This is a genomic window from Kineosporia rhizophila, from assembly GCF_021277265.1.
Lineage (GTDB): Bacteria > Actinomycetota > Actinomycetes > Actinomycetales > Kineosporiaceae > Kineosporia > Kineosporia rhizophila.
On record NZ_JAJSOH010000004.1, the window covers coordinates 152,785 to 177,799 of the forward strand.

Annotated in this window: 1 protein-coding gene; it reads left to right on the plus strand. The window is 70.2% G+C overall.

The window, feature by feature from the left end:
- The first annotated feature begins 243 nt into the window (after positions 1–243).
- Positions 244–24,816 (plus strand): toxin glutamine deamidase domain-containing protein, encoded by a 24,573-nt coding sequence (locus tag LWF15_RS09220; protein ID WP_232810000.1) that lies wholly within the window; start codon positions 244–246, stop codon positions 24,814–24,816.
- Positions 24,817–25,015 lie beyond the last annotated feature (199 nt).

Genomic DNA, 25,015 nt, shown 5'->3' on the forward strand with positions numbered 1-25,015 from the left:
CCGTATCTGCTCAGGTGTGCTCAAGGCTGCTCGAGAACACACGTTTCGGGCTGAGGAAGGGCTTTGTCAACGCGGCGGTACGCGAGGGCAGATTGCCAGGGAGCTTTCGGGCGGCCCGGCGCCCGGGCTCTGGCCCGTGACCCCGGAGGCCGGTGAGAGTTGTCAGCTGGGTGTCCTGCGTGCGCGGCCGGCCCGCAGACCCCCTCGGCCCCTGAACCGAGAAGCTGATCGAGGAGTGAAGTCTTGGCGCGTCCCGGCGACTGGTCCCCCCTGGGTCTGGGTGGAGACCCGACGCCCGGCGACCCCGAAGTGGTCGACGGAATCGTCAACTACATGAAACTGATCCAGGAGGCCGCCACCGAGGCGGACCAGGGGATCAAGAACATCATGTCGGGGACGGGGGACGGGGCGTTCGTCGGCAAGACCGCCGACTGGCTCCGCGAGGAGATCGAGTCCAAGACCAAGACCTTCCTCTCGGCGGTGGCCAGCGCGTTCGAGACCGCCTCGCCGGCCATGTCGACCTACGCCCAGAAGCTGCGCGACGCCCAGGCCTCCGCCGACAACGCGCTCTCCCAGGCCCAGGGCCTGGCCGAGGACGACTCCCGCCGGGAGACCCTGAAACAGCAGGCCGAACAGGCCAAGTCGGACCTGGAGGCGGCGGCCGGCACCGCGTCCTCGGCGGTGGACTCGGTGGCGCACGCCACCAACCCGTGGGCCAAGAGCGCCTGTGAACAGTTCTGGGACGCCTTCTTCTGGATCGTCCTGCTGATCACCGTGGTCGCGATCTTCGTCGGTGGCCCGCTCGGCCTGATCGCGTTCGCCCTGAACGTGGTCCTGGCGGTCAAGGAGATCGTCGACTTCGCCCAGGGCAACAGCAGCATCGGCGAGCTGCTGCTGTCGCTGGTCGGGGTGCTGTTCCCGAGCACCCGCGCGCTCAAGCTGGGCGACCTGGTCAGCTCGATCAAGTCGGCCACCGCGGCGATCGCCAAGGGCGCCTGGGCCGGGGTCAAGGGCCTGGGCAACGACCTGGCCAACATCTTCCGGAACCTGAGCTGGTCGGGCATCGCCAAGAACGTCACCGACCTGGGCAACGTGGTGATCACCTCGGTCAAGGCCGGGGCGGCCTGGATCCCGAAGGCGGTGGTCGGGGCCGGCGCCTTCGCCCACGGGCTGGTGGCGCTGCCCAAGACCACGATCTCGGCCGTCTCCTCGGGTTTCGTCAACGGCCTGGGCAAGCTGGCCGGGGCCGGCGTGGCCAAGATCAACAGTGCCGTCGACGCCTTCCTGAACACCCGGTTCGTCCAGCTCACCAAGGAGTCGCTGGGCGGCTGGCAGGCGCTGCGCATCTTCCTGCCGATGGCCGGTCACGAGATCCGCGGCCTGGGGGTGCTGAACGCCTTCAAGGTCGGTGTGCTCGGCCGTGGCCTGAACATCAGCAGCTTCAAGAACATGACCCTGGTCGACAAGCTCGGTGACACCGTGCAGATCGTCAAGGGCATCACGATGACCAGCGGGGGCGTGTACGACGCCTGGTCGAAGGTGATGAAGCCGGAGCTGATCACCCCCGGCGGCTCGGCCGGCGGTCTCGGTCAGGCGCCGCCCGCCCTGCCCCGCCCGATCATCGAGATGCCTCCGCTGCGGCAGGCCGACGTGCTGAGCCGGATGCCGGACGTGGACACCAGTCTGCTGCGCGGGCCGAACGGTGACTTCGGCAGCGTGAAGATCGGCAACAACACCACGATCGCCGACCTGAACAGCGGCACCTGGCACGTGAACGACGCGAACACCTCGTTCAGCAGCACCCCGAGCGGCATCCAGGTGCCCAACTCGGCCTTCTCCTCGCTCGGTGACGTGGGCGGCGCCGATCTGCGGCAGTTCGGCAGCATCGACGCCATCGCCAACGCCGGGGCGCACGTCAGCACCCCCGGGCTGGGGGAGGCCGGGGCCGGGCTGGGCAAGCTGGTGCTGCCCGGAAACCTCGGCAACGTAGGTAATCTCGGCGGTGGGCTGGGCGCGGTGAAGATTCCCGGGATCGCCGAGAGCCTGGGCGGCGCCGGGGCGGTCGGGTCGCTGAAGGCGATCGGTGACCTCGACGTGCTGACCAAGGTGGGCAACCTCAACCAGCTCGGCGATCTGAGCAAGGTGGGCGGCACCACCCAGATCACCGACGGGAACGTCACCCTGCGGGGCGGCGACCTGAAGCTCGTCGACGGCAGCGGCGCCTCGATCAGCCTGAACGACCTGAAGATCACCAACGGCTCGGGCGTCAGCTTCGACCTGAACGGCCTGAAGCTCACCGACGGGGTGGCCACGGTGGCCCCGACCGGGCTGCGGGTGGACGCCGGGGCGGGCACCGGCGGTATGCGATTCACCGACGGCGCGGCCTCGGTGGACGTGAGCAAGCTCCAGATCACCCACGGCAACACCGGTCTGGGCCTGACCGACCTGAAGTTCACCAACGGCAGCGGCACCACCTTCGACCTGCACAGCCTGAAGCTGAGCGACGGCGTGAACTCGGTCGACCTGGGCGCGAACCTGCGCATGGTGGACGGGGCCGGGGCGCCGGTGTCGGTCAACGGGATCAGCGGTCTGACCGACCACCTGTCCACCCCGGGCGGCCTGCAGAGCCTGCTGGGCCTGGACCAGACCACGGCCCTGCACAACATGCAGTCCATGTTCCCCGGGGCCGGCAGCGTGAGCCCGGTCTCGTTCGCCGGTGGTTCCGCCGGCGGCAACGCCTTCGGCTCGATCCACAACGCCAAGCTGCACGCGGACCTCAGCGACTTCGCCTTCCGTGAGCTGCCGAAGATCATGGACAACGAGTTCCAGATCCTCAAGAAGACCGACGAGTCGGTCCAGATCAGCCTGTCCGACGACGCGATCACCCACATCGGCAGCAACCTGGGCGCGGGCGGGGCCGCGAAACTCGGGCAGGCCGGCCCGGCCCCGATCGAGATGCCCACCGCGCGGGCCGACGGCAGCACCTTCAACGCCGGCCCGGCCCGGCAGCCGGTGATCCAGAGCAGCAGCGGGTTCGCCGAGCCGCAGGTGGCCCGGATCGAGACGCCGGGCGTGAACCGGGTCGAGGACGCCCTGGCCCAACTGGCCGACGTGGAGGTGCCACGCCGGGTCGACGCGCCGGACTCGGTGAGCGCGCACACCCCGGACGTGGACAGCGCCGGGTCGTCGTCCGGCCCTCGCCCCGACCTGGCCGGCGGCGAGGTCACCACTGCGCGCGTGGATCTCACGGCAAGGGACGGCCAGCCTCTGGCCGTCACCCCGGAGGGGCGTGTGGTCGATCCGGGCGGAGTACGGCCGGAGACCCCGAGCACGATCGACTCGGTGCCGACGCCGCACGGGGCCGGCGATCCGCTGGCCGAGGTGAAACACCTGGCCGACCGGCTGTTCCCGAACCAGGCCGACGCCGTGGTCACCTACCAGGCCGCCCAGGGGCTGCTGCACCAGGCCCAGCTGGCCAAGGCCGGCGGACTGCAGGCCGGGGACGGCGCCCACGTCGCCGTGCAGCAGGTGAACGACATCGTGGTCGCCGAACGGCTGCTCGCCAAGGCCGAGGAGAACCTGGCCAAGCACGGGCTCACCGGAGTCGAGGTCGACGCCCGGCTGGCCGGGCTGGAGGCCGGCGACCTGAAGTTCGCCGAGGCCAAGGTCGAGATCGACATCCGGACCCAGAAGCAGATCGACGCCGTCCGCGGCAGTGCCGGCTCCGGCGGCCCGGTCACGCTCAGGGACAACGAGCTGTTCGCCACCCCGGAGGCGTTCGACCCGAAGAAGGCGCTGGGCCTGGACGAGGCGCAGTGGCGCAGCCTGGACAAGGCCCAGGCCGACCTCAACTTCAGCAACGCCAAGGTCGACGCCGACACCCTGCGGGCCACGCTGGACTCGCTCGGCGTCGACCCGGCCGACTACCAGAAGTTCGTCCAGGCCCGCGATGTCGGCCCGTCGGCGGTCCAGGCCTACAAGGAGTCCGGTGGCCTGGGCGCGTTCGGCGCGAGCGACGACCAGATCCGCAACGCCCTCAGACAACTGCCCGGCGACCGCCGGCTGATCGAGGCCCTGCACGGCGACGCCTCCTTCGAGCGATTCCGTGACGTGTTCAAGGGTGTCTGGCAGGACTTCGCGGCCAAGGCCGGCGGCGACGTGGACCTGGCCGCCGACCGACTGCGGTTCGCCCAGTGGCAGACCGACCCGCTGCGGGCAGGCAGTGTTCCGCCCGGTCTCGAGGCCTCGGACGTGGTCCGGATCTTCCGCGACCGGGACGGGGCGGTCTCGCTCAACGGCGCGCCCAAGGACCTGCCCAGCGTGCCCGGCCGCGAGCTGGACCCGCCCGGCGGGCTGTCGATGGACGGCCTGGCCAAGGTCTGGAACGACGTGGTCGACAAGGCCCGGGCCAACCTCCTGGACCTGCAGCACTCGCCGGGCTCGAACTTCGAGCTGGAGGCGATGTTCGACGACGTGCTGCGCGAGATCGCCGACGGGTTGCCCGAGGCGTTCGCCCGGCAGGCCCGGTTCGAGGACGAGTTGCTCGCCTCGCTGCCCAAGTTCGACGACATGGTGGCGAGCACGAAGGGGAACGCCTCCTGGGGCGACGAGGTCGGGGCCGACGCGGTCGGCCGGGCGAAGATCAACTACGTCGGTGAACTGCGGAACTCGTTCAACCAGACGGTGCGCGACCTGGACATCCGGTTCACCGGCCGGGGTGGCGACGAGGTCACGCCCGAGATCGACCCGAAGCTGCAGTCGATGCGCGACGAGCTGTTCGGCGACGCGGCCGCCGGCTCCGGCTCGCCCGCGCCGTACCGTGGGCTGGGCGACTACCCGGCCGGGCTCGAGCACTTCGCCGACACCGCCGCCCTGAACAAGGCTTTCGGTGACGACGCGTTCCGGAACTGGTCGGCCAAGGTCGACGAGATCACCCAGGGGGTGCCCGACCGGCTGCGTTTCGAGAACGAGGCCGGCGGCGCCCTGGACGACGCCGGACGCCAGTTCCACGACATGGCCGACGGCGCCGACGTCGAACCGAAGCTCCTCGACGCCATCGCCACCGACTACCGGGAGAAGCTGGCGGTCGCCTTCCACGACGCCTACGGCGCCGGGGGCAGCCGTCGGGGCTGGCTCGACCACGAGATGAGCCACGGCGACGCCTTCCACGGCGGACGATCGGCCCAGGCCGACTGGCGTTCGAACCAGGCTGACTGGCGGGCGAATCAGGCCGACTGGCGGGCAGATCAGGCCCAGGGGAGTGCGCTCCGGCCCAGCGACGCTTCGTCGGCTGAGGGCAGCCCGGGCCACAGTGCTCTGGAGAGCCCGGGCACGAGTTCGCAGCTCGCTTATGACGCGGGCGGTTTCAAGGTCGAGCCGGTGCAGACCCCGGAACGCCTGGACGTACGGGCCGGCGACAGCGGCAACGTTCAGGTGCAGGTCCAGGTCAGGCCGGTCAGCGTGAACGAGGGGATCCAGCTGCCCAGGCCCGCCGTCGACCAGGCCCCGCAGCTTCCGAAACCCCAGACCGAGAACCCGTTCTCCAGCGGACGCCAGCTCTACGACAACCCGGCCGCGGCCCTCGATCACGACGTGGCGATCTTCGAAACCCGGTTCGCCGAAGCCGGTGTGCCGCAGTCGGTCTCGGACACCGTGCTGGGCAACTTCCGGGCCCAGGCCGAGGGCCTGGTGAACATCCATCAGGCCAGCGGCCACAGCCTGGACTCGGCGATGAAGGCCGGGGTGCAGTACGCCGGTTCGCTCAGCGCCCCGGTCAACCTCCACTTCGCCTACCAGCAACTGCTGAAGACGCCGCAGGCCTGGGCCGGGTTCCACCAGCAGGTCGAGGTGGCGGCGAACTCGTTGGAGAGCAAGGTGCTGGCCCGGATCGACCAGGCCGACCTGACCCACCTGAGCCCGGCCGAGCAGGCCCAGGTCCGGATCGACGCCCTGGGTTCGGTCGCGGACGGGGTGAACGACGTGTTCACCAAGCTCTACTCCACCCCGGGCAGCGTTTTCACGCGCGTCGACTCGGCGGGGGCCGGTCTCAGCGGCCTGGGCGCCCGCATAGACGGTGTGCTCGACCAGGTGCTGGCAGAACCGCCCCGCGCCCCACACCTGACCACTCCGGACACTGCCCCGGTCAAGGTCGACCAGTGGGCCGACAACCTGCTCGCACACGCCGACGCCCGGTTCGACAAGCTGGGCAACGAGGATCTGGTCACCCAGGCGCAGAACGACTTCACCGCGAACCTGGGCCGGGCCGTCGACGACGTCAAGGTCCTGCTCGAGAACCCCTCAGCGTTCGCCGAGGCGAACGTCCGTTTGAACCAACTGAACGCCGAACTGCTCACCCAGCTGCGCCAGGGCCTCACCGAGGCGCACGCCACCCCGATGCACCCCGGCCAGATCCTGCACGATCTGGTCACCGGGCGCACCAGCTGGGGCCAGGCCATGATCGACAGCCTGCCCGGCTCGCCCGCCCTGAAGTCGCTCGAGATCCTCACGCTCGACGGGCGCACGGTGGTGCGGCCGATCGGCACCGACGACCTCGGCATCGCCGTTCCCGCCCGCGACCTCGACGGCGTTCTGCACATCGAACCCACTGCCAACGGCCAGGTTCCGGGGCTCTCCCAGGTTGCCGACCTGATCGAGGCGCTGCCGCCGATCCTGCGCCCGCACGACTTCGTGGTGCACCCGGCCGTCCCCTTCACCGCCAACGAACTGCGGGTCGTCCTGGGGGCCGACACTGCCGTCGACACTGCCGTCGGAACACCGCCGGTCTCGCGGATCGAGGAGATCACCGACGAGAACCTCAGGGCGAACTTCGAATTGCGGACGTTTGTCACGGGTCTGTCGGGAACTGGAGATCTCGCGGGCTGGTGGAAGGAGCAGGAGTTCCTGGCCGGAGCCCTGGTCACCGGCCTGGCGGCCGGGGTGCGGGCCGAACTCACCGACCTGGCCCGGCACCTGGTGTTCCGGCAGTCCGGTGACTGGCTGCGCCCGTCCAACCCGAACGCACGCCAGCTACGGCTGGACTCCGAGGTGGTTCCGGTGACGGCGGCCCTGCTCGGCGCGAATCTGCGCGCTGGGCAGGAGCTCACGGCCGATCTGGTGCAGCCGGTACGCAACATCGCCACCGAGATCATCCAGAAGCTCGACCTGCGCCAGCCCGACCGGCTGCTGGGGGGCGCGCCGAACTGGAAGGGCAAGGGCAGGCAGCAGGCCGCCCCCCAGGGGCAGGGCCGGGCCCAGTTGCCCGCGATCGAGCGCGCGAGCCCGTTCATCGTCAAGCACCCGGGTTACGCCACCGGCGACCAGTGGAGCGTGCTGGCCACGCTGCTGCACAACCCGCACGCCCAGGTGGCCCTGGGCCGCCCGGCCCTGGACGCGGTGTCGGCGCGGGGCGCGGACGCGATGAACAGCATCTACCACGCGGCCGGGGTGGGGGACCGGGTGATCCCGGTGCCGATGAACGCCCTGGACGACTTCGGCAAGGCGCTGAAGAAGCACCCGGACGTGGATCTGGGCCACATCGTGCCGCTGAACTACGGCACCAAGTACGTGACCAAGTACCAGGCCGAGTTCGGCGGGGCCTTCCGCGACACCTTCAAGCAGGCCCTGCGGATCGACGAGACGTCGATGGCCGGGCGCAGCCAGGCCATCGGGGAGTGGCTGGACGGCAAGGGGATCCGGCTCACCCCGGACACCGAGGTCCTGGTGCTGTGGACCCGGTTCAGCGGGAAGAAGGGCAACGCCCACCTCGAGCACGACACCAGCCTGACCGGCATCAGCCAACTGCTGGACGACCTGAGGACGTCGGCCGGCCGGCCCCGGGTGGTGGTGCTGGCCGGTGACCGCCGCCCGGAATGGGGCACCCCGGGCCACAAACCGCGGGACTACTTCCAGCAGCTGGCCGACAGCTACGGCGACTCGCCCACCTTCAAGGTCGCCGATCTGACCGAGTTCTGGGACGACGTCACCAGCCACCCGCTGATCAAACCCGGTGCGAACCCGTTCCTCAGCTCCGACGCCCGGCTCAACCAGTTCGGGATCTACGAGTTCCTGCACCAGAACGGCAACCTGCAGCACCTGGGCTTCCGCAGCGGCAACCTGGAGGCGTTCGTCCTCTCCGGGCACAAGGTCAGCTACCTGGAGGAGAACCTCTCGTTCAGCTCCGGACGGATGAAGCCCTGGAACGACCTGGGCTACCGGCTGCTGGAGCTGGAGCGCGCGCCGACCGCGAGCGGGCAGCTCTACAAGGTGGACGAGCTGGCCGTGCGGGGTGTGACCAACCCCCAGCTCGAAGGCCTGATGGAGTCGGTGGCGGACGCGCTCTACGCCCTCGACTTCGTGGTCAAGAACTTCGATGCCCGGCTGGGGCACAACCAGATCGCCAAGGCGCTGCGCGAGTTCCGCGACAACGGATTCGCCAACCAGAGCGGGCAGTGGCAGCGGACCAGCCGCTTCGACAACCTCTGGGGCGGGTTCGAGGCCCTCCGCAAGAGCCCGGAGTGGGACCAGGACGTCATCATCCGGGTCCGTCCGGAGGACAAGCCCCAGCTCGTCCAGCGCATGGAGGACTTCGCCCGGCAGCTCGGCTGGCACCAGGACGAGGGCCACTGGCAGCTTGACAAGAAGCGCGCGCTGTTCGACGACAAGGCCGGTCAGCGGGACACCGTGGAGAACATCCGCGAACTGTCCCGGCTGCTCGACCCGCTCTCCAAGGACCGCTCGGCCTGGCTGGTCAAGCTGCGGGCCGACCTGCTGGACACCGGTCAGGCAGCCCGCTGGGACGAGCTGAAGGCGCCCTTCGCCGACACCAGGGGCTTCACCGACGGCGACCTGGCCAGGATCGGCGACCGCCTCTCCGGCACGTGGGCCGAGGGTGCGCCCGACGTGCGGATGGGCGAGACGGGCGAGGCCGTTCTGCCGACGCGACTCAAGCGTCCGGCGTCGGAAGAATCGTCGTCGCCACAAACGTCCGTAGATCTGACCCAGCCGCCGGCCAAGCGGTCTCGCCCGGCCGAGAGTTCCGGGTCGATCTCGTTGTCGGACAATGTGTACGACAAGGTGCGGGGCAAGCACGATGCCCTGGTGCGCGCGGCCGGTGGCGACCGGGTGGTCGTTCCGAGCCGGCCGGATCCCGCCTACGTACAGGCCGCTCTGGACGACCTGCTGGCCGACCCGGTGCCGGGTGTGAAGCCGGACTCCAGCATCGACCTGGCCCGGGAGATCTTCCGCCGCTGGGCCAACGAGAACGGGATGCCGAACTACCGCGAGTGGCTTCCGGGTGGGGCGCCCTCGTCCCAGCAGCACTACGACCCGGATGTGCACGGCTCGTCCTCGAGTTCGTCCTCCGCACCGGTCCGGCTGACCGAGGCGCAGCTGTTGTCGCGGCCCGACGTGCCCTTCCTGATCACCCACCAAGGCATGGCGACCGGCGACCAGTGGGGGATCCTGGCCACGTTGCTGCACAACCCCGAGGCCCGGGTCGTGCTGGGCATGCCGATGGCGAACGGGCCGGATGCGGCGATGCGCCCGCTGGCCGAGTCGGTGCGTGACTTCTACCAGGCCACGAACGTGATGGACCGGGTCACGGTGATGGACGTCTGGGCGATGGGCGACCTGACCAAGACGGCGAGAACGGTCTTCCCGTCGGCGAACCAGGTCTCGGTCACGTTCGGCACCCGGTACGTCGAGCGGTTCGCCGAGGACTTCGGCGAGCAGTTCAAGTCGGCGCTGCGGATCGACTCGGCCTCGATGCAGGTGCGGGGCGGCCAGATCGGGCAGTGGCTGCACAGCAAGGGGATCAGCCCGGCTCCGGACACCGAGGTGCTGGTGCTGTGGTCGCGGTTCAGCGGCAAGAAGGGGAAGGCCCACGTCGAGCACGACACCAGCCTGACCGGCGTGGACCAGCTGCTGAGTGATCTGCAGCGCACCGTTACGCCGGGCCGTGAGCGGATCGTGGTGATCGCCGGTGACCGGCACCCGGACTGGGGTACCACCGCCGACGGTAAGCCGGGCAGCCTGTTCCAGGAACGTGGAGACCATTACCGCACGGCCGATTTCAAGGTGGTCGACCTCACCGAGTTCTGGAAGGACCCGTCCGCCGCCCACCTGATCACCCCCGGCCCCGCCCATCTGACCAGCGATGCTCGGGTGAACCAGCTCGGTGTGTACGAGTACCTGAACCTGCACGCCAACACTCAGCACCTGGGCTTCCGTAGCGGCAACCTGGAGGCGTTCGTCCTTTCCGGGCACAAGGTCTCGTACCTGGAGGAGCCCGGTTCGATCAGCGCCGACCGGATGCAGCGCTGGGCCGGTCTGGGCGTGAATCAGGACATCAACCCGCCGCACGACCTGCACCGTGAAATGCGCTACGCGCGGCTGCAGGTGGATCGTTCGCCCACCCTGAGCGGGCAGATCTACAAGCTCGACGAGTGGGCCGTACAGCAGTTCGCCCAGGCCGCCAAGGAAGCGCACACCAGCCTGGGCTACATCTTCCGGATCCCGGCCGACTTCGACCAGCTGGTGGCCGGGGTGAAGGGTTTCCGCGACAGCGGTTACCTGAACGGCGACGGTGAGTGGCAGTGGGTCAGCGGTTTCAACGAGCTCTGGGGCAAGTTCGGCGACTTCGCGCAGAACCAGTACGCCCCCTACGTCATGCGGCTCACCCCGCCGGAGAAGGCCGACCTGCCGGTTCAGTTGCGGCAGCTGGCCGATCAGCTGGGCTGGGACTGGAACGCTGCGCGCTGGGACGAGAGCCGGGCCGGTTTCGCCCACGACTGGCCTGCGCTGCGGGACGTTCTGCAGACCATGCGGCGGGTCGACGATCTGGTCAAGCCGTTCGGTGATCTGCAGTCGTCGTGGATGGCGGACAAACTGCGGCCGGCCTATCTGCAGGGCGGCAAGCAGGCCTGGCACGACTTCAAGGCGGCCTTCGGCTACGAACGCGGGTTCACCCCGAACGACCTGGATCTGATCCGCGGCCAGCTGCGGGAGAACTGGACCGGGCAGCACTGGCTGGGGGGCCAGGAGCAGCGGGTCGGGCGCCTGCTCAGCGACGAACTTCAGGTGCGCGCGCACTTCCCGGAGATCCGGAGTGTCAACCCCGATCTGTATCGGGGTGGCGAGTTCTCGACCAACTGCGTGATCTCGTACATCACCATGTCGATCGCGCTGCGTGAGGGGGAGGCGTTCCAGGCCCCGCCGAGCGAGTTGTGGTCGCACCAGGAGCTGATGGCCTGGCAGCGGCAGCAGTTGGGGCTGGCCGACGATGCTCAGCCGCGGGTGCTTCGGACCGCTGGGCTGGACGGGATCCGCGCGACCATGCTGAAGGCCGGTGAGGGGGCCCAGGCGGCCCTCGTGTTCGACCTTCCGGAGCAGGGTTTCGGGCACGTGGTCAATGTGGTGACCCGGAACGGTGAGGTCTGGTTCCTCGACGCCCAGGCCGGTGGCGCAGCCGTGGTGCCACACGGCGTGGACGAGTTCGAGTTCTGGCCCATGTCCTCGGGAATCGGCGATCTGGAAGGCGCCCGGCCGGTTCCGGCCGAAGACCTCACCGATCTGCCCTGGCTCGGCACCCTGGACCAGGACCAGTTGCTGGCCGCTCCCGACGTCCCGTTCCTGCTGACCCATCAGGGCATGGCGACCGGCGACCAGTGGGGCATCCTGGCCACGCTGCTGCACAACCCGAACGCCCACGTGGCGCTGGGGGTGCCGTCCGCGACCGGGCCGGATGCGGCGATGCGACCGCTGGCCGAGTCGATCCACGACTTCTACCGCGCGACCGGTGTGATGAACCAGGTCACCGTGATGGACGTGCACTCGATGGGTGAGCTCACCCGGGCCGCCAAGAACCAGTTCCCGCACCTGCAGCAGGTTTCCCTCACCTTCGGCACCCGCTACGTGGAACAGTTCGCCGAGGACTTCGGCGAGCAGTTCAAGTCGGCGTTGCGGATCGACACCAGAACAATGGACGTCCGTGGGCCCGTCATCGCGGAATGGCTGAACAGCAAGGGGGTCACGGTGACCCCCAACACAGAGGTGCTGGTGCTGTGGTCGCGGTTCAGCGGCAAGAACGGCAAGGCCCACATCGAACACGACACCAGCCTGACCGGCGTCCGTCAGTTGCTCTCCGACCTACAGGCGAACCCGACCCCCGGACGGGACCGTCTGGTCGTGATCGCCGGTGACCGGCCCAAGACCTGGGGCACCGACACCGGCAAGCCGGTGGACTACTACCAGCAGATGGCCGCGGCGTTCAGCGGGCCGGGATTCCGGGTGGCCGATCTCACCGAGTTCTGGAAGGACCCGTCGGCGGCCCATCTGATCACGCCCGGTCCCGCGCACCTGTCCGGCGACAGCCGGGTGAACCAGCTCGGCGTGTACGAGTACCTGCACCTGAACTCCCGGGTGCAGCACCTGGGCTTCCGCAGCGGCAATCTGGAGGCGTTCGTCCTTTCCGGGCACCACGTGTCCTACCTGGAAGAGCCGGCCTCGATCAGCACCGCCCGGATGCAGCGCTGGGCCGACCTCGGGGTCAATCGCGAGATCAACCCGGCGCACGACCCGGACCGCTCGATGCGGTACTCGCTGCTGGTGACCGAGCAGGCGCCCACCCGGGCCGGGCAGATCTACAAGCTGGACGAGTGGGCCACCCAGGGCTTCAGCCAGCTGGCCAAGGACACCCACGCCAGTCTTGCCTACATCGAGCGGGTGTCTGGCCCGAAGACCGATGCGGTGCGCGGTTTCCGCGACAGCGGGTACTGGAACGCGCGCGGTGAATGGCAGTGGGTCAGCGGTATCAACGAGCTGTGGGCCGGTTTCTCGCGGCTCGCCAACAGCCCGGAATGGACTTACGTGCTGCGGCTGAACCCGGCCGAGAAGGCGGAGTTCGGCACCACCCTGCAGCGCCTGGCCGATCAGCTGGGCTGGGACTACCGAACCGGGACCGGCGACGACGCCCGGGCCGCCTTCACCACCACGGCGGGGCTGGCCGAGACGGTCCAGACGATGCAGCGGCTGGACAGCCTGGTCGAGCGCCTGGCCTCGTACCAGTCCGCGTGGATGGCCGATCTGCGGGCCGCGTACCGGCAGGACGGCAGCGACGCCGGTAAGCAGGCCTGGAAGCAGTACAAGGCCGCGTTCGGCTACCAGCCCGGGTTCACCACGAACGACCTGGAGCTGATCCGCGGCCAGCTGCGGGAGAACTGGACCGGCCGGCGCTGGCTCGCCGGTGGGGAACACCGGATCGGGCAGCCGCTCGGCGACGACCTGGTGGTGCGGGCCCGGTTCCCGGAGATCCGTCACGTCAACCCGCGATTGGCCCTCGGCGGTGAGTTCTCCACCAACTGCGTGATCTCGTACATCACCCTGTCGATCGCGCTGCGCGAGGGTGAGGCGTTCCAGGCCCCGCCGAGCGAGATGTGGTCGCAGCAGGAGCTGATGGCCTGGCAGCGGCAGCAGTTGCGACTGGCCGACCATGCCCAGCCGCGGGTGCTCCGGACCACCGATCTCGACGCGATCCGCGCGGCCATGCTGCGGGCCGGCGAGGGGGCTCAGGCGGCCCTGGTCTTCGACGTGCCCACGCAATCCTTCGGGCATGTGGTCAACGTGGTCACGCGCGACGGCGAGGTCTGGTTCCTGGACGCCCAGGCCGGTGGGGCAGCGGTTCTGCCGCACGGTGTGAGCGAGGTCGAGTTCTGGCCGATGTCGCCGGAGATCGCCGATCCCGTCGGTGCCCGGGCGGTTTCGGTGAACGAGCTGACCGACCTGCCGCGGCTGGGCATGGCCGATCAGGCCGAGCTGCTGGAGAGCTACGACCAGCCCTTCCTGATCACCCATCCCGGTATGGCCACCGGCGACCAGTGGGGCATCCTGGCCACGCTGCTGCACAACCCCAACGCGCACGTGGCCCTGGGCATCCCGGCCGCGAACGGGCCGGACGCGGCGATCCGCCCGCTGGCCAAGTCGATTCGGGACTTCTACCGCGCCACGGGGGTGGGCGACCAGGTCACGGTGATGGACGTGCGGACGATCGGTGAGCTGACCCGCTCGGCCCGGTCCGCCTTCGCCGACCTGGACCAGGTCTCGGTGACCTTCGGGACCCGCTACGTGGAGCAGTTCGCCGAGGACTTCGGCGGCCGGTTCAAGCAGGCCCTGCGCATCGACCCGGTCTCGATGGCCGCTCGCGGCCCGGCGATCGGGCAGTGGCTGCAGAGCAAGGGGATTCACCTCACTCCGCACACCGAGGTGCTGGTGCTGTGGTCGCGGTTCAGCGGTAAGAAGGGCCAGGCCCACATCGAGCACGACACCAGCCTCACCGGGGTGGCGCAGCTGCTCGGGGAACTGAGCGGCTCGGTGCCCCCGGGCCGGCACCGCCTGGTAGTGATCGCCGGCGACCGGCACCCCGACTGGGGTACGGCCGGGAGCAAGCCGGTGAACCACTACCAGCAGATGGCCGACGCCTACTTCAAAACCGGCGGCAACTTCCAGGTCGCCGATCTCACCGAGTTCTGGAAAGACCCGTCCGCGGCCCATCTGATCACTCCCGGCCCCGCGCACCTTTCCAGCGATGCCCGGGTGAACCAGCTCGGCGTGTACGAGTACCTGAACCTGGCCGCCCACACCCAGCACCTGGGCTTCCGCAGCGGCAACCTGGAAGCGTTCGTCCTTTCCGGGCACAAGGTCTCCTACCTGGAGGAGCCCGGCTCGATCAGCACCGACCGGATGCAGCGCTGGGCGAACCTGGGCGTGAACCAGGACATCAACCCGCCGCACGACCCGGGCCGCCAGATGCGTTACTCGCTGCTGGTGGTGGACAACGCCCCGACCCGTTCCGGGCAGCTGTACAAGCTGGACGAGTGGGCGGTGGCCGGATTCAGTGACGCCGCCAAGGCTGCCCACGCCAGCATCGCCTACGTCCAGCGCGTCTCCTCCCGTGACGTGGCCGGCCGGATCGAGGCCGTGCGGGGCTTCCGCGACAGCGGCTACGAGAACGCCGACGGCGAATGGCAGTGGGTCAGCGGCTTCACCGAGCTCTACACCGAATTCGGCCGCTTCACCCAGAGCGAGCAGTGGCAGAGCGTGCTGCGGCTGAACCCGGCCGAGAAGCAGGAACTGGGCGAGCAGCTGGAGCGCCTGGCCGGGCAGCTCGGCTGGGACCCGGTCGCCCAGGCCTGGGACGACGGCCTGGCCGTCTTTGGCAGCCCGGCCGGGCTGCGGGACACGCTGCAGACCCTGACCCGGGTGGATCAGCTGGTGGCCCGGTTCGGCTCGTACCAGTCCGCCTGGATGGCCGATCTGCGCAATGCCTATCTGCAGGGCGGCCGGCAGACGTGGCGCGACTTCAAGGCCTGGTACCAGACCCGTCCCGGCTTCACCACGCGCGACCTGGGCCTGATCTCCGAGCAGCTGGCCGACAACTGGGGCACCCGTTACGGGATCGCCGGCCTGGGTGAGAGCACCGGCCGCCTGCTGGGCGACGACGCCGAGGTTCGCGTTCACTTCCCGGAGGTCGGCGGCATCAACCCGTACCGGGCCCGGGGTGGTGAGTTCGACACCAACTGCGTGATCTCGTTCATCACGCTCTCCATCGCCCTGCGTGAGGGTGGCCGGTTCCAGGCACCACCCAGCGAGATGTGGTCGCACGCCGAACTGGCGGCCTGGCAGCGGCAGCAGCTGGGTCTGGCCGACGACGCACTACCTCAGGTTCTGCGCACCGGATCGCTGGAGCAGATCCACTCGGCCATGCTCGCCTCCGGCGAAGGCACCCAGGCCGCCCTGGTCTTCGACGTTCCCGCGCGGGGTTCGGGTCACGTGATCAATGTGGTGACGAGGGGTGGCCGGGTCTGGTTCCTCGATGCCCAGGCGGGTGGAGCGGCCTTGCTGCCCGACGGCGTCACCCGGTTCGAGCTGTGGCCGATGTCGGGCGATCTCGCGGGCGCGCAGCCGGTGGCGCTGAGCGAGCTCACCCCGTTGCCCGGGCTCGGGTCGGCGCCCATGAGCTCGGAACCGACCGCGAGTTCGGCCATGCCCGGCCTGGCCTCGACCAGCGCCGCGCCGACGTTCGAGCTCCAGAACCTGGATCCGGTCCGGCCGGTGAAGGCACCGGAGCCCACGACCGTCACCCCGGCCGTTCTGGACTCGGCCCGGTCGGCCGCGCTGATCGCCGGCCTGCGCCAGATCGCCGACCGGTTGCCCATGGGGCTCGACGAACTCTCCGCCGCCCGAGCGCCGTTGGCGGCCGAAGTCGTCCAAAAGCTCTTGCTCGACACACTGCTGGGCGACGCCGAGGCCCGGGCCTTCCTGGCCGGGCTGGACCGGATCGCCCGGCTCTCGGCCGACGGCACCCTGGCCGAAGCGATGGACGAACTGGCGGGCCGGGGAGCTCAGAGCTTCGACGCTGCGGCGGGTCAGGCCACCGGCGAGGTGGCCGACCAGGAACGGCTGCGTGGTCTGGCCGAGAACCTGGCCTGGGCGCCGTTCGTGGCCGGTCGGTTCGACGACGGGCTGCGAAGCGCCGACGTGGACCCGCAGCACGAGCGGATCATGGCCACGGTCGCCGAGCGGATCGAGGCGCAGATCGACCCGCAGATGGTGCCCGCACCGACCAACCCGGACTGGGTGCGGCTGGTCGCCCAGGCCGGCGGTGACCTGGTTCCGGACCTGGCCGACGCGCTGGTGCTGGTCTCGATGGTGCGTGACCTCGCCCGCCTGGCCGCCGGTCAGGACGCGGCCGTGCTCACTCGCACGACCCAGGACGTGGTCGAGCGACTGGCGGCCGAACAGCTCGACCAGACGGCCACCGCGGCCCATTTGCCCAGCGGCTTCGCCGAGACCCCGGTCTTCCCGGTGGCCGGGGCCGGTGTGGTGGCCGGTGGGCAGCAGTTCGCGTTCGGGCCGGGCGGCCGGGCCGAGAGCTTCGGCGGTGTGGGCTTCTCCGAGCAGGCCTTCGTGGCGCGGGCCACGAACTTCACCCCCGCGCCGGCTCCGGCCACCCTGGCTGCCCTGCAGGAAGGGCTGACCGGTCACCTGAACGAGTTCGGGGCCACCACTGCGGTGCGCTCGATGCTGGAAGGCGGACTCGAAGTGAGCGCCGCCGGCCACACGCTGACCTTGCGCCTGGAGGACGTGGACCGGGCTCGCGGCCAGCGGGTGCGCCCGTCGCAGCAGCCGCTGCTGCGCTCCGGTGAGACCGCCGCCGGGCCGATGGACAAGCTGGTGGCCCGCTCCACCAACATCTCCCAGGAGTTCTCCCGCACCGGCACCTTCGACGCCTCGCTGTTCGTCAGCATCGCCCAGGGCAACCTGGTGCTCCTGCCGTACGGCGGTCTGAACGCCAGCTCCACCACCTCCCGCAGCCTCGGTTTCACCCTCGACTCCAGCACCACCGAGACCATTTCCGCCTCGGGCAAGCAGGTCTACTTCGACCTTCCCGCGCGTCTGGCCAGCGAGGTCCGGGTCACCGGGAAGCGCGCCGTCCGGCACCGGGCCGCGCTCAACGAGACGCTGCGGGTGGGGTTCCCGGAGAAGGTGGTCGCGCACGTGCCGGCCCCGGGCCCGTGGTTCGTGGGTTCCGAGCAGTCCCCGCTCACCGGGGCGCTGGCCGGGGTGATGCCCGGTATCGGGCCGGTCGGTGGCCTCGGTTTCCTCAACCAGGCTCTCGTGCGGACGCTTTCGCCGGTCGGTGGCTCCGAGCTGGCCCGGGTGATCGAGCACCGGCTGACCGAGACCGTGCTGCGGGCCGAGCTGCCCCGGATCCTCGGCACGAAGGTGCCGCAGGCGCCACTGCCTTGGAACAAGGGACGCTCGCTGGTCACCCATGCGGGGGCGGAAGTGCTGGCCGTGCGCCGGCTGGGCCCGCCTGTCGAGGTGCCGGTGCAGTTGGACAAGGGTGGCGCCAGCAGTCAGTTCAGCGCCCAGGGCAACGCCGGGACGTTCGGTCTGACCGCGGGCCTGGCGGTCAGCCCGGCTCCGCTGGGCACGGTCGCGCCCTACATCGCGATCGGTTTCCCGCTCGGCACCGGCCGGGGGGTCACGCTCAAGAACGGTCTGGCCGCCGGATCCGGCGTGAAGGTGGCCAGTTCCGGCTCGAGCGTGCCGTACCAGGTGCAGGTGCGCTACACGCTCTCGGCCGAGACGCTCACGGCGGGGCAGACGAAGCCGGGCGAAGTGCCGGCCGACCTCAAGGCCGACCTCGGGGTCACGGTCTACGTGGCCGAGGAACTGGCGCCGCTGTTCGAGCGGGCGCTGCACGAACTCACGGGCCGACCCCTTCCGGCCCCGGCCGACGGGGTCACGCACTACGCGCCGCTGGCCCTGACCAAGCCCACTGGCCCGGCCGGTTTCGCCGGCACCCTCGGCCTGACCGGCGCCCAGAACCTGGTGCGGCAGTTCACCGCCCTGCTCGGCCAGGTGGAGAGCACCGGACGGGCTGGTCAGGGACTGGTGCGGGTCGACGAGTGGACCCGCAGCCAGCAGCTCGACCTGCAGGACTGGCTGCTCGAGCGCTTCGACGAGCCGAACCTGCGCCAGGGGCAGGAGGAGATGTTCGCCTCCGGCGGCCGGAGCGAGACCTACGTGCGGGAGCTGAACTCCGGCGATGTGCAGCACATCACGTTCGGGATCTCGGCCCGGCGCACCAGCCCGGTGCCCACCGACTCGGTCGCGGTGAAGGAAGCCTCGATCGCGCTCAAGCCGAACTCCTCGTTCGAGACCACGCACTCCGGCGCCGACACCACGACCACCGGGGTCACCGTGGGCTCGCGCTGGAACTGGAGCGTGCCGATCCCCGGCACCGGCCGCAAGTTCATCGGCCGGATCGCGTTCAACTCCTCGGCCGCCCGTGGGCACACCGACACCGTGGACGTGCTGCACTCAGGCTCGGTGACCAAGCCGCTGACCTACTCCGGCCCGGCCTGGGTGTACCGCTATCCGAGCGAGGTCACTCTCACGGTCGAGGTGACCCGGGTTCTTTCCCGGGACATCTCGGCGCAGATCGTGAAGGCGCTGGAGTCCGGGACGCGAAAGCTGGTGCACCGCCCTGCGCCCGAGCTGGAGGCCCGCACCCAGGCCCGGTTCGGCACACTGGCCGCCTGGATGGTGCCTGAGCCGTTCACCACCCTCGAAGACCCGCTTCTGGAAAGGGGCCTGACGGCCACGCCGGGCGAGGCGGTCGAGCCGTCCCCGCCCCTGGCCCTGGAGAGGGTGGACAGCCGGCTGCACCGTTTCGCCGCCGGCACCGAGGTGGGAACTCACACCACCACACCCGACCGGGCCGCCGCGTCCTGGTGGAAGTTCTCTGCCGGGTGGGTGTTCTCACCGCTGTCCGACCCGTCCGGCACCGTCGCGATCCGGCCGATCGACCGGGTGCGCCACGTCGACGGGGTGGACCGGCTGCGCGCGGCCCTGGTCGAGCAGCTGGCCGCGGTCGGCATCGAACGCAGCACCGCCCGGGTGTGGGCCCTGGCCAACATCAACCAGGACCACCTGCGCGGCCTGTTCGTCCGCGAGGCCACCGGCCAGGCCGGGAACGTGTCGCAAAAGCTCACTTTCGGCGATCGCGAGGCTCAGTACGCACTGATCCCGGTCGTTCACGGAGTCACCGACGACGGTACGAGCGCCACCTTCGAGACCGGGGTCTCCCTGGAGTACGGCACCTCGGCCACGTTCTCGGCGGCCAGCACGGCCACCTTCGGGATCGACGCCAACGCCCGGTTCGGCGTCTCGGTGGTTCGGGAGACCGACGCCTTCGGCAACCCGGCCGGGGGCGGCACCCACTTCCGCTTCGGCCCTTCGTTCACCCAGGCCGATACCTGGGGCACGGCACAGGCGCTGGCCCGTTCGGGTGGGCAGTCGGTGAAGATGGATCTGAAGCACACCGGCCGCACCGGCACCGTGCGCTGGCGGATCATCGTGGTCTCGGCCCGGAACCTCACCGAGAGCCGCCGTCTGGACCAGCATCTCGGCGTGCGCGCCGCGGCGGCCGACGTGGACATCGACCAGGGCATCCAGTTCTACGCCCCCGACCGCACCACGTTCACGCTGACCGATCTCGAGGCTCTGCTCGCCCCGAACGCCTCGAAGAAACTGCCCGAACTGCGTACGGACGAGCCTCGGCGGATTCGCGCGGATGCCGAACCGCCCAGCGGGGTCCAGCGGTTCGGCCCGATGGGCCAGAACGAGACCGAACGTGTGGTGCCCCTGGCGCCGCTCAGCGACACCGACGCCACGCTGGTGCCGGAATACCCGGTGGTGCCGCTCAACTCGGTGCCCGAGTACCTGCTGTCGGCGCCCGGGGCAGAGCCGCTCTCCCGGGTGAACCCGGTGCTGCGGGCGGCCGGTGACCTGCTGGCCCAGTACGAGCCGGGAGCCCTGACCGGCGCCTGGCAGCTGCAGACCTCCGGCACCACCATGCGCGGTGGCCTCGACGTGATGCTCTCGCCGCAGGCCCTCAACGCCCAGGCTCCGGTGCTACGCGCCGGCGGCCTGATGCTGACCCGGGTGGACGGCCGGTTCCTCGGCCAGCGGGTCACCCAGCTGCTGATCCGGCTGAACCGGGACCCGCGCAGCCGGGGCTACCTGAGCGCCGAGAGCCTGGACGGCACCGTCGGCTTCACCAACCGGGGCGACGAGCGCACCGGCCAGAGCTGGAGCACGGCCCGTGCGATCAACCTCTCGGCCGGTCTCACCGGGATCGTCGACGGCCTGGCCCGGCCCTCGTTCCAGCAGACCCAGTTCGTGGCCGAACTGGCCCGCGGGTGGAACTCCGGATCCGGCGGTTCGTACGCGTTCGCGCCGATGCGCTACGACGGGTTCGAGACCAAGGGCGACCTGAGCACGCTGGTCGGCGAGGTGCAGATCGAGGTCACGCTGATCAGCGTCTGGCGCCCCTCGCCGCTGCTGAACACGCTTGGCCTCGGCGCGCCGATGAGCCTCTCGCGGCACTCGCAGAAGGTCACCGCCTCCACCCCGTCGGGCACCGCGGCCACGGTGGGCCGAAAGGTGGTGCCGCTGGGCGAGTCGGTGGTGGCACCCACCGCCGACCTGATCCGGCCGCTGCCCCCGGGCACCGGTGAGCCGATCATCTCCCGCCTGGCCCCGGGGAGCGTGCCGGCCGGCGTTCGCGAGGTCTCCTTCACCGGCGCCGAACTACGCGGCAAGGACATCGTCTTCCGGATCGACCCGGACAAGGTGCGCCACCTCTACGACGCCTGGACCAAGGCCCTGGAGAAGCACGCCGGCGCGCCCGCCCTGCTCGCCGCCTGGGGACAGATCGGCCAGGACGAACTGCGGGCTCTGTCCGACCCTGCGGTGCTGGAGAACCACCTGCTCAAGACCGGAACCGGGGCGAGCGGGACGAACACCCGCCTGCCGGTCCCCCTCCGTTCTACGGGCAGCGTGCTCACCGACACCACGGGCAGCCTCTCGGTCAGCTTCCGGCTCGTCGCCCCCAAGGTCACCACCGTGTTCCCGGCGGCCCAGGTGACCGGCAAAGCCGACGTGATGACGATGAACTCCACCCCGATCGGCCGGCAGGACCTGGCCGGCTCGGCCCGGGGCGGCGCCCCGAACGAGTACTTCAGCGGCAACCCGCCCCAGGCCCCGCTCGCCCAGAACGGGGGCAGGCCGGCCCCGGAATCGGTCACCCCGCTGGGCATCGCGGCCCCGATGTACTCGGGCAGGACCAAGATCCAGGCCGGTGGTTCGCACCGGGCCGGCTCGAACTGGGACGCCTGGTCGCTGGAGACCACCTGGTTCGGCCCGGTCCACCTGGACGCCCTGGTCACGATCACCCTGACCACCCGCAACGAACGGGACAAGATCGGCTACGGCGGCACCGAACTGCCCCTGACCTTCCGGGTGCGCAACCTGTTCGAGGCGGCCTGGTCGCCCCAGCGCCTGCTGCACGACGCCGGACTGCGCGACTGGGCCGCCACGCCGGTACCGATCAAGGTGCCCTCCGGCTGGTACCTGCCCGCCGACGTCCACCATTCTCCTAATGCCCGGGAACTGGATGCGACACAGGCATTCCCGGCCATCGACGACCCCAGCGTCGCCGTGATCCACACCGCGTTCCGCACGCCGCAGCCGCCGATCGCGGCCGAGTTCGGCGCCCGGCAGCAGCCGGTGCCGCCCACCACCTTCCGGGTCTACGGCGAGGACGTCTCACCGGCCGACTTCGCCAGCCGCTACGTGAGGCCGATCCTCGAGCACGACAAGCGCATCCGGGTAGTCGTTCTCGTGTCGGATTCCCTGCCGGCCGGAACCCCGATTTTGGACGGGGTGGCTGGCACGGCCGGTCTGCCGGCGGGTATCCGGGTGGTTGCGGTGACCGGTCCGCTGGCAACGCCTTTCGGTGAGCTGCGGGTGAGCCGTCCGGACGGGATCGCCGCCGACGCGCGCATCCACGCGGCGCTCGACACGCGCAACACCTGGGAGATCGCCACCACGGGGGAGAGCGGCGTGCGCAGCGTCCGGCGCTCGATGCTGGAGACGGTGAAGGAGGTGCTCGCCGAGCGGGAAGCTGTGGCCGCGGGAGAGTCGAGCACCCGCCGAGCGGCGCTGGACGCCCCGGCGTTGGTAGAGGTGACAACGGACGAGTCGGCAAGCGTTGCGAGGGCGCCGGCCGGGTCGGTTTCCGGTGGAGTGGCGTTGGACGATCGGGCTGGCGTGGGGCTGACCTCGAACGAGCTGGTGGGGCTTGGTGAGTCGAAGGTTGGGTCGGCGTCCGGCGGGGTTGCGGCGGACGCGTCGGCGGGCGTGAGGTTGGCTACCGACGAGCCGGTGAGTGCTGGAGAGGCAACGGTCGGGTCGGCGTCCGGTGGGGTGGCGTCGGACGATGGGGCTGGCGTGGGGCTGACCTCGAACGAGCTGGTGAGGCTTGGTGAGTCGAGGGTTGGGTCGGCGTCCGGCGGGGTTGCGGCGGACGCGTCGGCGGGCATGGGGTTGGCTATCGACGAGCCAGTGAGTGCTGGCGGGGCAACGGTCGGGGTGGCGTCCGGTGGAGTGGCGTCGGACGATCTGACAAGTGTTGGGGTGGGAACAAGCGAGCTGGCGGGCGTTGGGAAGGCAACGGTCGGGTCGGCGTCCGGTGATGTAGCGGCGGACGAGTTCGGGTCGGGTGGGCTGTCTGCAAGCGAGTTGGCCCGCGGTGCAGTGGTATTGGACGAGTCGGGGCCAGCTCAAGAGGTGCGCGGGGAGCGGACGCTCGGTTCCGCGGCCGAGGATGGGGCTGCGCTGGGCCGAGGGGCGGCGCTTGACGCGGTGTCGGGTGAGCTGGGCGAGCCGGAGCCGGGGCAGTTGGCGGCGGACACTTTGGAGCCGGGTGGCGTGGGCCACGGTGAGTCGGTGCCGGTCGAGGTAAGCCAGGTTGAGGTGAGCCCGGTTGAGGTGGGCTCGGGTGAAGCGGTGTCGGGTCGGGGGGCGGCGGGGGAGGCGGAGCTGCCTGAGGGGCGGGTCGACCAGATCGATCTCTCGCGGCATCCGTTGGTGGCCGGCCTTGGTGATGTGGCTATGCAGCGTGCGCGTGGTCCGCAGGTTTTCGTTGATGCTCGTCAGAACTGGCTGCTGCAGCAGGCGAACTCGGCCGAGGAGAGCTTGAGTGTTCTGCCGTCGGACGTTCTTTCCGAGCTACGCCAGATTGCTGGGGAGATCGTTGGCCGGGTCAGTGGCTCTTCGGTCTCGGAACCGCTTCTTCAGCAGGTCCTTCCGATGGCCACGGTGTTCCTCCGAGATGCCTTGCAGTTCACTGGTGGCCTCATTGAGCCGGCCGCCAAGGCAGCCGAGGCGATGGTGAGCACTTTGGTGGGGGCGCTGGGCCTGCCGAGGCTGCCCCAGCCCAGTACGCCGGAGCCCGCTCACATGGTGTCCGTTCCGGCTCTGGGGCCCGACGATCTGCATCATGTCTCCCTGCGGCAGCGGCTCACCCAGCTCACCGGCTCCGCGCCCGACCTCGTGGCCGCCCGCGGCGCTTGGTGGGCCGGGCTCGAGGCGCAGGCCGAGCTGGTGGTGGACAACTTCGAGCCGGTGGCCGTGGCGCCGCTGTCGTTCGTGGCCAACTCGATGGTGAACAACCGCCTGGCGGTGACCGAGGGGGTGGCGGAGCTGGGCGACGAGGCCAGGGAGCAGATCCGTAGCGGACTGAGCGTGGTGCTGTTGGCCGCGCTGCTGCAGTCCTGGTCGGCGCAGGGTGGCACCGGGCTGCCCACCCGGGAGACGGTGCGTCCGGTGGCTGAGCTCGCCGACGACCTGATCCCGGTGGTGTTCGACCTCGGGCGTCCGGATCCGTCGCGGGCGCCGGTGCGGCCGTCCCTGCCTGCGCCGCCGGTGCCGGTGGAGCCGGTGGTGATCCGGCCGAGTGGGCACATCACGGCTACCGGCGACGACGTGCTCGGTGCTCTGCTGGCCGGGTCGGTCGAGGTGCCCAACCCAGCCACTCCGGCTGGCTCACCGGTGACGGATACCCCACCACGGACGTCCGTAAGCATTTCTCAAACACTCGCCGCCCCTGGGAGCCCGCCGTCCGCGCCCGACCCCACACCCGCGTCCTCAATTTCTCCCGAGCCACCTACGCCGGCGCCGTCCGAGACCACGCCGGACACCTCCGTCCCCCATCGGACTGACCACTCCACCACCGGCGTGGCCGCCGCGATCAAGACGCCGGACGACAACGGTGACCAGAAGCCGCGCCGGGAGCCGGACCGCCCGGCGGCGCCCAGTCCGCTGCCCTCCCACTCCGACCAGGCTGTTGCTGAGGCGTTCGCCCTGCTGGCGTCCGGCCTGCACGGGCCCGGGGAGGGTGAGCGATGACACTCACCGTTGGCCCGATCGGGGAAAAGGTGAAAGATGTGAACGACCCCCAGGAAGTCAGCCCGACTGTAGGTACGGAGAGCGACGCATCATGAACGCAGCGACCGGCGAGCAGCGCCTGAGCCGGCCGGGGGCGCAGTGAGGCTGGGGCGGGAGTCACGGCGGGCGGCACCTCAGGAAACCGCGCGGCCCAGCCAGC